General features: G+C 44.6%; 12 protein-coding genes and 1 pseudogene. 3 read left to right on the forward strand and 10 right to left on the reverse strand.

Annotation, left to right across the window (positions count from 1 at the left end; translation table 11 throughout):
• The first annotated feature begins 103 nt into the window (after positions 1-103).
• The 3 genes and pseudogenes from AC6I5A_RS03115 (at position 104) to AC6I5A_RS03125 (ending at position 3,048) form a co-directional block, all read left to right on the forward strand.
• A complete protein-coding gene (locus tag AC6I5A_RS03115; protein WP_034611601.1) occupies positions 104-364 on the forward strand; it encodes a type II toxin-antitoxin system Phd/YefM family antitoxin in 261 nt (86 codons plus the stop codon).
• On the forward strand, positions 365-679 hold the full coding sequence (locus AC6I5A_RS03120) for a type II toxin-antitoxin system RelE/ParE family toxin (protein ID WP_034611602.1): 315 nt from the start codon (positions 365-367) through the stop codon (positions 677-679).
• 211 nt (positions 680-890) lie between these two features.
• Positions 891-3,048, forward strand: a pseudogene (locus AC6I5A_RS03125) (thioredoxin domain-containing protein).
• A gap of 9 nt (positions 3,049-3,057) precedes the next feature.
• On the opposite strand, the gene AC6I5A_RS03130 reads toward AC6I5A_RS03125, so the two are convergent.
• From AC6I5A_RS03130 to AC6I5A_RS03175, 10 genes are all read right to left on the reverse strand, one after another.
• On the reverse strand, positions 3,058-5,046 hold the full coding sequence (locus tag AC6I5A_RS03130; RefSeq protein ID WP_034611606.1) for a fructose-bisphosphatase class III: 1,989 nt from the start codon (positions 5,044-5,046) through the stop codon (positions 3,058-3,060).
• 277 nt (positions 5,047-5,323) lie between these two features.
• On the reverse strand, positions 5,324-5,971 hold the full coding sequence (gene fsa, locus AC6I5A_RS03135) for a fructose-6-phosphate aldolase (protein ID WP_034611608.1): 648 nt from the start codon (positions 5,969-5,971) through the stop codon (positions 5,324-5,326).
• A gap of 21 nt (positions 5,972-5,992) precedes the next feature.
• Positions 5,993-6,673, reverse strand: coding sequence for a hypothetical protein (locus AC6I5A_RS03140; RefSeq protein WP_034611609.1), 681 nt, complete (start codon positions 6,671-6,673; stop codon positions 5,993-5,995).
• Positions 6,674-6,795: 122 nt separating this feature from the next.
• Positions 6,796-7,158 (reverse strand): response regulator, encoded by a 363-nt coding sequence (locus AC6I5A_RS03145; RefSeq protein ID WP_497900452.1) that lies wholly within the window; start codon positions 7,156-7,158, stop codon positions 6,796-6,798.
• Positions 7,151-8,386 carry an alanine racemase gene (gene alr, locus AC6I5A_RS03150; protein WP_052167860.1) on the reverse strand — a complete coding sequence of 412 codons (1,236 nt, stop codon included), beginning with the start codon at positions 8,384-8,386 and terminating at the stop codon, positions 7,151-7,153. Before alr ends, AC6I5A_RS03145 begins: the two co-directional genes overlap by 8 nt.
• Before the next feature lie 4 nt (positions 8,387-8,390).
• Complete coding sequence (locus AC6I5A_RS03155; RefSeq protein ID WP_034611612.1) at positions 8,391-9,473, reverse strand: lipid II:glycine glycyltransferase FemX; 1,083 nt, start codon at positions 9,471-9,473, stop codon at positions 8,391-8,393.
• Between the two features lie 259 nt (positions 9,474-9,732).
• The gene (locus AC6I5A_RS03160) at positions 9,733-10,116 is read right to left on the reverse strand and encodes a hypothetical protein (RefSeq protein WP_034611614.1); all 384 of its coding nucleotides are present in this window, start codon (positions 10,114-10,116) and stop codon (positions 9,733-9,735) included.
• Between the two features lie 74 nt (positions 10,117-10,190).
• Entirely contained in the window at positions 10,191-11,786 is a 1,596-nt protein-coding gene (gene pyrG, locus AC6I5A_RS03165; RefSeq protein WP_034611616.1) for a CTP synthase, read from the reverse strand.
• A gap of 340 nt (positions 11,787-12,126) precedes the next feature.
• A complete protein-coding gene (locus tag AC6I5A_RS03170) occupies positions 12,127-12,894 on the reverse strand; it encodes an enoyl-CoA hydratase/isomerase family protein (protein ID WP_034611617.1) in 768 nt (255 codons plus the stop codon).
• A 33-nt stretch (positions 12,895-12,927) separates the two neighbouring features.
• A complete protein-coding gene (locus AC6I5A_RS03175) occupies positions 12,928-14,124 on the reverse strand; it encodes an acyl-CoA dehydrogenase family protein (protein WP_034611619.1) in 1,197 nt (398 codons plus the stop codon).
• Positions 14,125-14,127: the final 3 nt, after the last annotated feature.

Here is a 14,127-nt window from a genome sequence, read left to right on the forward strand (position 1 = left end):
TGGAATTTAACAATCATCAGGAAAATGATAAAAAGAATGTAGTATTGCTTATATATCGTTTTATTGATATAATATGCATATAATAGATGTGGAGGTGAGCAAAATGCCTAACATCAGACCGAGTTCGGACTTGAGAAATAAATACAACGAAATTTCTGAGTTCTGCCATAAATACAAGGAACCTGTTTATATCACAAAGAATGGGCAGGGTGATTTAGCAGTGATGAGTATTGAAACCTATGAGAAGCTTGCCGGGAAATTCGAACTTTATAAGTTGCTGGACGATGGACTGAAAGCGGCTGAACAGGGTAAAACAAGCCCCTTCCGCGAGGCGTTGGAGGATATTCGGAAAGGGTTGGTTTAATTGAGCATTTATACCATCCGCATTACCGAACCGGCGAAAAACGATTTAATAGAAATAGGCCGTTATATCACGGGAGAGCTTTTAGAACCTGCTATTGCCATAAAGTTAGTGGATAAAATCGGTGGTGTCGTTCTAAGTTTGGAGGAAATGCCGCACAGAAACACACCGGTATCGGATGAAAGGCTGGCTTCCTTAGGAATACGAAAGCAACTAGTAGAGAATTATATTATTTTTTATAAGATATCCGAAGCAAGAAAAATTGTCACGGTGATTCGGATACTCTACGCCAAACGGGATTGGCTGGCATTGTTGTAGCCATCGAATTAAAATAAAATAAACAATTCAAAAGATCGCTACGGCGGTCTTTTTGTTTTGCGGCAAAGGGGACAATCACCTTCTGAATGGCATCTGAAACGGACCTGAAAGGACTATTCAAATTCATCATATTTACCCCGCTTTTAGGGTATAACATATATAGTATAATGAAACTATTAAAAATATACCTCAAAAAAGGAGGTGTTGCCCAATGACTACTAAAAATAAGCCCAATAGATTATCCAAGGAAAAATCACCCTATCTGCTTCAACATGCTGAAAATCCCGTAGATTGGTTTCCTTGGGGAGATGAAGCTTTTCAAAAAGCGAAAGCTGAGAACAAGCCTATTTTCTTATCTATTGGGTATTCGTAGTTGTCTGCTACAAGCGACTTGTCACTGGTGTCATGTCATGGAGCGTGAATCCTTTGAAGACCAGGCTGCTGCTGCTGTACTTAATCGCTATTTTATCTCCATTAAGGTTGACCGCGAAGAACGCCCTGATGTTGACCATCTGTACATGGAATTCTGTCAGGCCCTTACCGGATCGGGTGGTTGGCCGCTCACTATCATTATGACACCTGCGAAAAAGCCCTTTTTCGCCGGAACCTACTTTCCAAAAACGCAGCATTATGGACGTCCAGGACTTATGGAACTCTTGGAACAAGTGGGGACTCTCTGGAACACAAGCGAAGGTAAATTGCGGGAGTCTGCCGATAAAATAGTTTCTGCAGTTCATTCCGGACGTACCGGTACAAATAAAGCAGCGATCCAATCCTCCCCTTTGGCTGGCGCTGTTTTACTGCAAAACGGCAAGGGTTCCGCTTCCGAAGCCATGCAAACATGGGGGGAACAAATTATCAAAAAAGCTTATGCGGACTTGACCCGCAGCTTTGATGCCCGTTACGGAGGATTCGGCCGTGCTCCGAAATTTCCTACGCCCCATACCCTAACCTTTCTCCTTCGCTATGCAGAGGACCACCCGCAGGACAAAGCCCGGGAAATGGTCCGTAAAACCCTTGATGGAATGGCCCTCGGGGGAATCTATGATCATATCGGGTTCGGGTTTGCGAGGTACAGTACGGACGAGAAGTGGTTAATCCCTCACTTCGAAAAAATGCTCTATGATAATGCCCTGCTCGCCTTTGCCTACCTGGAAAGCTATCAGTTCGAGCACCGTCAAGAGGATGCTCGAATAGCACAAGAAATTTTTACATATATCCTTCGTGACATGACCTCCCCGGAAGGTGGTTTTTATTCCGCGGAAGATGCCGACGCTGAAGGAGTCGAAGGAAAATTCCATGTTTGGACTCCCGAAGAAATTGAAGCCGTACTGGACAAGGAGACAGCCGCAAAGTACTGCGCTGTTTATGATATCTCCTCTGATGGTAACTTTGAAGGAAAAAATAACCCCAATTTATTACTTGGAGCTTTAGCTAAAATCGCCCGGGACAATGCCCTGACCAAGGATCAGGTATTAAGTTCCCTGGAAAACGCACGCCAAAGCCTATTCGCCGCACGGGAGAAACGAATCCACCCTCATAAGGACGATAAAATTTTAACAGCCTGGAACGGACTTATGATCGCTGCCTTGGCGAGAGGAGCCCAAGTTCTTGGAAAAGGCATCTACCTGGAAGCCGCCGCCAAGGCCGCAGATTTTGTCCTCAGCCACCTTGTGCGAAATGATGGGCGACTCCTGGCCCGTTTCCGCGAAGGGGAAGCAGCCTACCTTGGGTACTTGGACGATTATGCCTTTTTCATTTGGGGGCTCCTGGAACTTTACTCCGCCAGTGGTCAACCTCAATATCTAAAAACCGCACTCCGCCTCCGAGAGGAACTGGAACGGCTCTTTATGGACGAAGAAGACGGAGGGTACTTTCTTACCGGCTCTGATTCTGATGCCGAAGAGCTTCTCTTCCGGCCTAAAGAAAGTTATGACGGAGCCCTCCCTTCCGGCAACTCGATCACTGCGCTCAACCTTCTGCGGCTGGCGCGCCTAACCGGTGATGAACGCTGGGAAAAGCAAGCCGAACAACAGCTTCTCTCTTTTCGCCCCGTTCTGGAGGAACATCCCTCAGGATATACAGCCTTTCTCCAAGCCCTACAGTTTGCTCTTCATCCAAGTCAGGAATTAATTCTGGCAGGTTCGCTCGAAAACGGAGAACTTCCTGAAATGCGTCAAATTTTCTTTGCCGAGTTTCGTCCTTACTCTTCAGTTCTTTACCAGGAAGGAAGCCTGCCTGAAATTATTCCCTGGACTAAGGATTACCCCATTGAGCCAAGTCATGTTATAGCTTATCTGTGTCAAAACTTTACTTGTCAGCGCCCCGTCCGGAAAATCGAAGAATTCAAATCTCTTCTGAAAAAATAGGGTTAGTCATTAGATTTTTTCTTTGATAACACCTTTACGGAAAGCGCCTAAGAGCATCTCCAGATAATAGATCTGTTTTTTCAGCTTCTGGCCAATATCGGTATCCGCTATCTTCTTCCGTTCAACAACCTTCTCAACAACGCTTACTGTCGAGCGGATATCGATTCCGTCGTTTACCGATTTTTCCACGGATTCGAAAGGCTGATGGCTTACCAGCTGCAGACCGTAGGAATTAAAGATCAGAGTATATCCGGCGATCCCTGTTTCTCTTTGATAGGCTTTCGCAAATCCGCCGTCAATAACCAATAATCTACCATTGGCTTTTATTGGGCTCTCCCCTTTGCCGGTCTTTACAGGGACATGTCCATTGATGATATGTCCCTTCTCCGGATCAAGTCCAAACTCCTTAAGGATCATCTTTGCAATATTTTCATCATTGACCAAAGTAAAATAGGGGGTAAAGCGTTCCTTGTGGGGAGTTTTGTCATCAATGAAATACCTTTCCAAGGTTGCCATCTTGTCTTTGCCGAATAGCGGGGAATCCTGATGGCACCATAGGTACCAGAAAAAATCTGTAGTGTTGTCCTTGGTTTCCCTGCCGAAATAAGCTTCCCTGACCCATTGCTCCATCTTGTCCAACAAGGCCATGCCTGAGTCTTCCTCACCGTTGAATTTTAATTTCTTCAGGGTCCCGTCAGGATTCATGGGAATAGATGCATGGAACAACAGGTTGGAGTTGTATTTTAGATACATGCTGCCTTTGGCGAACATGAACCTGATATGTTGTTGGAGCTTTTCACTCTTCAGGAATGAATACCTTAGCTTGTCAATAACCAATTTTTCTTCTTCGGTCAGCTTCCAGGGTTCTTTTGGGTCGATGGTCGGGAAGGTTTGGATATTTAGTTTGTATACTACGTCTCCGACGTTGATGGTGTATTCCTCATAATTGATTTTATCCAGGAGCAACCGATCAAAAAGATCATATTCCGGGTGGTTTAAGGCAATTTCATGCTCGAGTTTGAACTGGATAATCGTGATAGCCTTATGCATTTTTGAGAGAAGATCAATATCCGAATCCGGTACGATATCGTTGGCGCTGATTTTTGGTTTGAATTTGCGGCAATCATCTCCCTTATAGGTAGTCAAGGCAAATGTAGCAAGGGGGAAGAGATTGATCCCGTAGCCTTCTTCCAAAATATCCATGTTAGCGTATCTCAAGCAGATGCGGACTACGTTGGAAATGCAGGCGCTGTCACCTGCACCGGCACCCATCCAGAGAATGTCGTGGTTTCCCCACTGAATATCCACGGAATGATGTTTCATTAGGGTATCCATGATGTAATGCGGTCCCGGTCCCCTGTCGTAGACGTCGCCGATGATATGCAGATGGTCAACGGTGAGCTTCTGGATCACATTTGAGATATTTATAATAAAGTCTTCTGCACTATCCAGTTCTACAATAGTATCGATGATTTGATTGTAGTATTCTTTTCTATTGGACCGGTCCTCATCCTTATGCAACAGTTCCTGGATGATGTAAGCAAAATCCGGAGGAAGTGCTTTTCTGACCTTGGAACGGGTATATTTTGACGAAGCGTCCCTGCACACCTGAATCAGCCTGTAAATGGTGATCTTATACCAATCGGTAAGGTTAACCTCCCTCTCTTTGACCAGCTGAAGCTTTTCTTCAGGATAATAGATGAGTGAGGCAAGCTCATTGATATCATTTTGAGAGAGTGTTTTTCCCAGCACATCATTGATTTTTCTTTTTACAACGCCCGAGGCATTTTTCATCACATGGTTAAAGGCTCCATATTCTCCGTGAAGATCGGTAAGAAAATGCTCCGTACCTTTGGGAAGATTCAAAATGGATTTGAGGTTAATGACCTCAGATGCGGCTTGTGAGATAGTACGAAATTTTTGAGACAGGAGTTCAAGATAATCCTGCTGCTTCATCAGATCTTTGGTTTTGAAATTATTCAAATTACATCCCCCCATGCTCGATGCGAGTCTCGCTCACTCAGGATCTGTCCCTTCCAGTATTCGACAAATTCCTTAGGAACTCAAATGCTGCACGCATTTATTATTATGTCATCACATTGGTCTTAATAACTTGATTGTGACATACTTTTGACGCATTTTCAACCGAAATTAGAGTATAAATTGTATATAAACTGTATTAAAAAAGTTGGTATCCACTTATCTGTTGATTCAGATAGGAGGATACCAACCTGTCAATTATCCAACATCGTATTTACTCCAACCAGTAGCACAACTACAATTTACTAAGTTTTTGCCAATCGGCTAAAAACTTATCGATCCCAGCGTCTGTCAAAGGGTGACGAAATAACTGCCGCAAAACGCCAAATGGAACTGTTGCATAATCTGCTCCGATTTTCGCTGCTTCCGTGACATGCACAGGGTTTCGAATGCTTGCCGCAATAATTTTTGTTTCAAGTCTATGCACTTGAAAAATCTCGCACATATCTTCCAGCGAGTTCAGCCCATTTTCACCGATGTCATCCAGACGACCCAGAAATGGACTGACATAAGTGGCGCCCGCTCGTGCTGCCAGCAGCGCTTGGTTCGCTGTAAACACAAGCGTTACATTCGTCTTGATTTTATCTGCCCTTAAGGCTTTGACTGTTTTGAGACCGGCTTCAGTCATCGGAATCTTGACCACAATATTCTCATGAATTGCTGCTAACACCCTTGCTTCTTGCAGCATTCCCTGATGATCAAGCGCAATAACTTCTGCGCTTATTGGTCCATCCACGATCCCTGTCACAATGTTAAGGAGTTCGTGAAAATCCTTACCTTCCTTAGCCACTAAACTGGGATTCGTCGTAAGACCGGCAATCACGCCCATATCCCAAGCTTGTTTTATTTCATCAATATTCGCCGTGTCTAAGAAAAACTCCATGAGGTTGCCTTCTTTCTAATGCTATTTTTTTACCTCCTCGTTAGTCTTGGAGAGATGCTGACCACGCAGTGGATTATTTATATGCAAAGTTTTATTCTCTTCCAGATACATCGAATTTATTCCTTCGATTTGCCGGACATTATCCGAACTGTCCGCATAAATTACCCCCACTGCTTCACAGAATTCACAATAAAGTTCGATGCGATCCGGTAACAACTCGAAAGATAGCTGAAGGTTTCCGCAAGCACACCCTAAATCTCCTTGCTTGGCCAGATGATGGAGATAATCTAAAATCCTTAGCATCACTTCAGGATTTTCGAAATCTTCCTCATAACCTAGCCCTGCTGCCAATTCCCCAATGGATTGTTCTTGTTCATGACAGGCTTGGGTAACTTTCTGTCGAGGCCCAATATATCCGACAGGAGCTTCCACGGCAGGACAAATAAGCGGCAGCTTGTTATAACCCCATAGGGTATGCCGATTTAATCGTAAATAATGGGTCTCCCCACAGTAAGCGCAAGCATAAGTGACGTTAAACTGCTGAAGGTTACCGCTGGTTACGGACATATGCTGAAGACCGCAACCACATAGCAGGTTCTTTCGACCTCGCCGAGAAAATGCAAAGAGAGAGAGGGCATGGAATTCTAACTTACCGCATTGGGAACATTGAATAGCGATCGTCGTATTTGTTGTTAGAATCATAATTCTCTCCTCTTCCTACAGCATATACTTCATTCACTTTATACTTCGTCATACAAGAGGATTTTCCTGCCTTTAGCCTAACAAAATAGTATATATTGTTAGGCGATCACCTGTGTTTACTATTAGGACACCGGTAAAATTTCCCTCACCCGTGCTCTCAGCTCAAACAAATCAAAGGGCTTAGCCAAATAAAAGAGAATCCCAAGGTCCTTTGCTTGCTCCAAGTTCTGAGAATCACCATAGGCCGTCATCATAATCACACCAACTTGATATTCTAAGGCACGAATTTGTTTTAATGTTTCCATCCCGTTCATTCTTGGCATTTTCATATCCATCAATATAAGATCTGGCTTAAAGTCACTCAGTAACTGCAGTGCTTCCTCTCCGTTCTCCGCCATTGCAACTTCATGTTTATCCTCCTGGAAGGTCTCGAAGAGCAGGCGCCGCACACCAAATTGGTCATCTACAACAAGAATTTTACCCACTTCCTTCATTCCTTTCCCTTATGTTTATCTCATATAGAATATTCTGTGAAAATGGTAAAACTCCTTCTTTTATAACCCATTCTGAGAACATTTGTCCATCTTGTCTATATCTCCTGGGGATTCGAGGGTTTGCCACAGTCCGGCGTAAAGGGATTCTAACCTCATCCCCCAGGGCGCAATCCTGCATTCCCACATCAATCACAGTTAGCTGCATACCTATTTTTCCGGCAACGCGAACCGTCTTCCCCTTAAGTTCCACCCGTTCCAGCCCGAGGAAAAAACCAAACAATGCCGCAAGATTTTTAATCACTATTTTAAGGAAATCAATCCATCCCTGGGGTGTGAAACGCGGTTCCAACCCAAATCCATCCGCATACCCCACAGGGATCACAGCAAGCTGAGTCTCAGCCTTCGTACGATAGATACTTTGATACCCTACATAAGTGCCTTTGGGGACTTTACGCAGATGAACTATCCTGCTTTTAGCAACCCAGGGGTCGCTTAACTTTAATTTTCCTTTGAATCCTTGCCCCGGATAATGTCCGATCAACAATGTCCCGATTCGCACAAAGTCATGGTGCCACTCGGAGTAATCGAGAAATGCCGCACTGTTGCAGACATGTTTCCAAGTCGGATGAATTCCCAATTCTCCCAGACGGGTCGTAAAGGAAATAAAGCGTTCATATTGCCTTAATGTATAGACCCTATCCCTACGGGCTGCACGAGCGAAGTGAGTATAGACTCCTGCAACCTGAAGATGGGGCGCTTTTTCCAGGACATAAGAAAGCGCTTCCAGTTCGGAGAACTGAAAACCTGTTCTCCCCATGCCAGTTTCTACCTTGAGATGCACCTGGACTAGCGGAGAATTTTCCGATTCCAGAGCCGAACAAACCTTATTCAACTCCACAATCGAAGATAGTTCGGAAAGCGTTAACTGTAACCGTGCCGCAATGGCCGCAGACCAATCTTCCTGTGTGGTTGGCCCCAGCACCAGGATTAGCCCCTCTATGCCATGCTCCCGCAAGATCAGCCCTTCTTCAACTCTTGTGACCGCAAACGCTTCACATCCGGCTCGCGCCAAGGCACGCGCGACTTCTACCGCACCTAAGCCATAGGCATCTGCTTTCACAACTGCCATACACTTAGCTTCAGGACTAAGGTGCTTAATTATTTCTTGATAATTCCCCACTACGGCATCAAGGTCAACTTCAATCCAGGTTCCAGCCATGGTCTTATCCCCTCCGTATTTGCCGCAGCTTACCGATTATTCCCTTTAATACGTCCGAATAGATCGGTTCCAAGTGGTTCCAGAGAAAATAAATTACCGGGCGATACACTATGTCCCATTCTCCGATAAATTCCGTGTACTCTCCGTTAAACCCCTTCTTAAATCGATAAAGACCGTAAAGCGGATTATCTTCCGTCAAATGCCCGGGAACCCCTCGGAAATCATAGAGCGTACAGCCCAGCGACTTTGCCCAACGAATCATTTCCCACTGAATTAAGTAATTAGGCATGACATTACGATGTGAATTTGACGAAGCTCCATAGATATACCAGGCTTTATCTCCAATGACAAAGGCCAAAGTACCCGCTATGATTTTTCCTTCATACTCGGCAATAAATAATTCTCCCATGCCTACAGGGACCAAGGAATCATAGAGGTCTTCAAAATAAGAATAGGCCCGCACCAAGAAGCGATCGCGCTCGGTCGTTTCCTTTAAAACCCGATAAAACTCCGGTAAATCTTCTCGAGTGCCGCGTCGGATCTGCACCCCTTTTTTCTGTGCCAGGCGGATATTATAACGTGTTTTTTGTTGCATATTTGCCAGTAAAGTCAACTCATCCGGAGAAATATCCAAACGAAACACGTACTTTGGTTGAACCCCTTCAAAGCCCTTACCACTCTCGGCAGAGCGAAATCCTCTGGAAAGCAGATATTGCTCCAGTTCTTTTTCTGAAGACGGCAGATCAGGGTCCACCTTTAAAAAAATTGCCCCGCGGGCTTTCGCTAACTTGCGAATCTCCGCGAGTACCAAATCTAATAGCTCGATATTCTTCCAGTCCAGCACCGGTCCGCGGGAAATGTAAAAAATGGGAATACCCACTACCGGGATTTTGCGTTCAAGAATAGAGGCTGCCGCAACAATCTCTTTGTTTTCTTCAATAACCAACCGCCAGGGTAACCATCCTGTCCGGCTCTTAATCTCTCCCCACTCCCAAGACTGGAGCACATGCCCTTTTGGATGCTTGGCCAAAAAAGCATTAAAGCGTGTCTGTCCACTTTTATCGAGCCACCTTGCAACATAGGCCACCGGTTCAGTCCCCTTCCTCTTGCCATTCTTTCCAAGATTTTGCTCTACTAATCAGCGACTCACTATTATACAGAGAAGAGTTCGTGCCAAACTCTTAAGCCAAGGTTTAGCAGAACTCTCCTAAGGCGAGGTGCGAAGCGCGAGGTCCGATATTCAAAGTTCGTACATCGTCCCGTGTGTTCCCGAAGTCTGGTTATTACATTCATATTCTCTCAGATTTTGAGAACACTCTGTTGTACGCCCTCTTCCATACAAAACCTTATGTTTTTAAATTAATTCTCTTATACAAAATAGCTGCGCATATTAAGAAAATAATTATATGAGGTATACCATATCCCCAATGAGCAATAAAACTACTTGAAGGTGTATTATCAGATATTCCATATCCATGAAAAGTAAACCACAGAATAATTGGTGGTATCTGTATTAATCCAACTATAACAAAGCCTATATATGTAACTATCTTTTCATACATGGAAATAGATAAAAACAGAAGTATAATACCCCAAGCTAATGAAAACACACCCCAGATTACAACCTCTCTTTCTGTTGGACCATATGCATGTATAATGTATGGTATTGATACGATAATTGAGCATATTGCTCCAATAATCTTATAGAACTTTGAACTGCTGCATTGCATGGCCTATAACCCCCATAACAGGTAATCACCCAAAGTATAAATCAAAGTAAGTGTTACACAAGCGCAGTGTCACACTAGTCCTTTAGCGCCGCTCGAATAAACTCTCTGAAGAGCGGATGCGCACGGTTCGGACGGGATTTAAATTCCGGATGGAACTGGGAAGCCACAAACCATGGATGATCCGGATATTCAATAATCTCTACCAGACGGCCATCCAGCGTTGTCCCCGAGAACTTCAGCCCTGCCTCCTCGAGCTCAGAACGGAACTGGTTATTCACTTCAAAGCGGTGACGGTGACGCTCATAAACGACTTCATCTTGATACGCTTTCTGTACAAGGCTATCCTCCACTAACTTCGTAGGGGAAATGCCTAAGCGCATGGTGCCGCCCTTTTCTTCAATATCTTTTTGCTCCGGGAGGATGTCGATGACCGGATAGGGTGTATCGGCATCAAATTCCGTGCTGTTGGCCCGTTCCATACCACAGACATTACGGGCAAATTCTATGATCGCAGTTTGCAACCCAAGGCAAAGTCCTAAGAAAGGAATTTTTTGTTCTCTCGCATAACGAATCGCTTTAATTTTACCCTCAACTCCCCGGTTGCCAAACCCTCCGGGAACAAGGATTCCGTCAATGCCGGTTAGGTACTGTTCAACGTCTTCTTCTTCAATGTTCTCTGAATTTACCCAACGCACATTCACTTTTGCCCCATGCTCGGTCCCTGCCGACCTTAAAGCCTCAGCAACACTCAAGTAGGCATCAGGGAGTTCTACGTATTTTCCAACAATCGCAATCTCGGTCTCCCGCACCGGGGATTTGAATCTCTCCACCATAGCTTTCCACTCTGTCATATCAGCGGGAGGAGCCTCAATGCCTGCGCGACTAAGAACAATATTATCAAGCCCTTCCTCCTGGAGCTTCAAAGGGACTTCATAAATAGTTGGCGCATCCAAACACTGTATGACAGCTTCCAGTTCAACGTCACAGAACAGGGCCAGCTTCTCCTTCATATCACTGGAAAGTTCTTTCTCTGAGCGGCAAACAATAATAGTGGGCTGAATGCCGATTCCCCGCAATTCTTTAACAGAGTGCTGTGTCGGTTTTGTTTTTAGTTCTCCGGACATGCGTAAATAAGGGACTAAAGTAACATGTATGTAGATGACATTCTCTCGCCCAATGTCATTTTTCATCTGCCGGATTGCTTCGAGAAAGGGAAGGGATTCGATATCTCCGACGGTTCCGCCGATCTCGGTAATCACGAAGTCCGGATGACTTTCTCGTGCCACGCGGTAGATCCTTTCTTTGATTTCATTGGTAATATGCGGAATGACTTGAACAGTCCCACCCAGATAATCCCCTTTACGTTCCTTTTGGATGACTGACCAGTATATTTTACCTGTCGTTACATTACTATTTTTCGAAACCGGCACATCAATAAAGCGCTCATAGTGGCCTAAATCCAGATCTGTCTCCGCCCCGTCATCTGTAACGAACACTTCACCGTGTTGATACGGGCTCATAGTTCCGGGGTCAACATTAATATAGGGATCGAATTTTTGGATTGCCACTTTTAGACCCCTATTTTTCAGAAGACATCCCAAGGATGCAGCCGTGATTCCTTTGCCAAGGGAAGACACAACCCCGCCCGTTACGAAAATAAATTTTGTCATGCGCTTTACCATTTCCTTTCAGGCCTTAAAATGTATACCCAGTTTCTCAATCTAAGCAGTAGAAATATATCTTACCGGACAATCTATTTTCTCAACAAAGCACATAAATAAAGCTAGTTCAAGAGCCGCACTAGCTTCATTTCTAATGTCAGAAAGAATATATTTTAATCCCACTGTTCTATTTTAGCTAGACTCGAAAAGGATGTCAAGATAAAGGACATCCTTTCTCAGCCGGCACATAATTTTTTCATGCACTGACGTTGAGGTGGGCTGTCAAAATAGAAACCCTGCACCGAGGTGCAGGGTTTACTCTTGCGACTCAAAAGTTTAGTCGCTGTCTTTATCTACCCTTGTAGACAGGAGGTCTTTTTTCAGCAAAGGCTACGCGTCCTTCAATCCTATCTTCGGTATCACGCAATATGCCCCAAAGTAAATATTCCATTTGGGAAGCTTGTTTGACCGGTAAATCTCCTCCGACTACAACAGCCATTTTTGCCGCTTTAACGGATAAAGGAGCATTAGAGGCAATCTTTTCAGCTATGGCTTTAGCAGTCTCCATTAACTTATCGGCGGGAACAATATCGCTGATTAAACCGACGCGGTAAGCCTCAGCCGCAGTAATTCTATCAGCTGTCAGGAGCATCCGCATAGCAATGGCCTTCGGGATAAACCTAATTAAGCGCTGGGTACCTCCCAATCCTGGCAAGCTGCCCACCTTAACTTCCGCTAGACCGAAAGAAGCCTTTTCCGAGGCAATACGAATATCACAAGCCAAAGCCATCTCCAGCCCGCCACCGATAGCAAAGCCGTTAATTGCGCAAATAATCGGCTTCCACATTTCCATTGGCGCCAGCAAATTTTCCTCCTCAAAATAAGTTGAGGCAAAATTAGTTGCCGGCGGCATACTCTTTTTGAGATCCGATCCGGTACAGAATGCCTTCTCGCCGGCACCTGTCAAAATCAGAACGCGAATTTCCGGATCGACTTTTGCCGACCGAAGGATCTCATGAAATTCCTTCCAGGAATCAGGGTCTAAGGCATTCAATTGTTCTGGCCTGTTTAACGTAATAGTAGCAACATGTCCTTCTTTGGTAAAAAGCACACCCATTTTGCTCATACTCCTTTCATTTAGCCAATGAGATTATTTAAATGTCTCGTAGGGTTTACCATCTTTTAATATTTCTCTGGCAAGTAACCACCTATGGATTTCCGAAGGACCCTCAACAATCCGGAAAATGCGGACTAGACGATAAATATACTCGATGGGCATTTCTTTGGAAAGCCCCAGACCACCGTGAACCTGAATAGCACGGTCAGCAATTTTGGAAAGCATTTCTGTACAATACACCTTTAACATGGCTGCTTCTTTACGCATATCCTTATGACCCTGATCAACTTTCCATGCAGCATGATAGACCATGAGACGAGCGGCGTGCAGTTCCATCATTGAGTCTGAGATCCACCACTGGACTGCCTGCCGTTCCGCCAAAGTTTTCCCAAAGGTTACTCTAATGTTTGCTTGATCGATCATCAGCTGAATGAGACGGTCTGCATAACCACAGCACCGGGCAGCAAGCTCTATTCTCCGTACTCCAAAACGGTTTTGTAACGGAATAAAAGCATAACCTACCTCACCTAAGACCTGGCTTGGTTCTAACTCCATGTCTTCAAGAACGAGTTCGTAAGCAAACATATCCCCAATAGTATTAACATTGCGTTCAATCTTCAATCCAGGTGTTCCTTTATCAACCAAAAATGCTGAAAATCCGCCCTTTTTACCCTTCGCCTTATCATTTATGGCAATCAGGATAAAGAAATCTACTTTGGGAGCATAACTGATCCAGGCCTTGGTTCCGTTTATAACCCACTTGCCATTTTTAAAATCAGCCCGTGTAGAGATAGCACTGGCGTCCGACCCGGCATTCGGCTCCGTCATAGCCAGAGCAGAACGTTTTTTACCTGTGGCATAGGGCACCAGATATTTTTCGTATTGTTCCGGATTGCAGCACTCCTTTAAGAAATTAAGGTTTGGAGCATCTGGAGGCAAAGTATATTGAACAATTGAGCGGTTCATTTGTTCAACAACAACAATCTTCGCCAAGGCGCCTAGATCTTGTCCGCCAAATTCTTCGGGAACCTCAAGTCCCCATAAGCCTAATTCCTCAGTTCTCTGCATTAAATGCTTTTCTACTTCCGGTGATATGGAGGGCATATCGGTTGTGCCCCTTGCTGACTCACGGTTGATTATTTCCTGTTCTAATGGAAATAACTCACTTTCGACAAATTTACGCACCATCTTTTTTAGTTCTAGATACTCGTCTGGTATTTGGAAATCCATTTA

The sequence above is a fragment of the Desulfosporosinus sp. Tol-M2 genome (genome assembly GCF_059735615.1).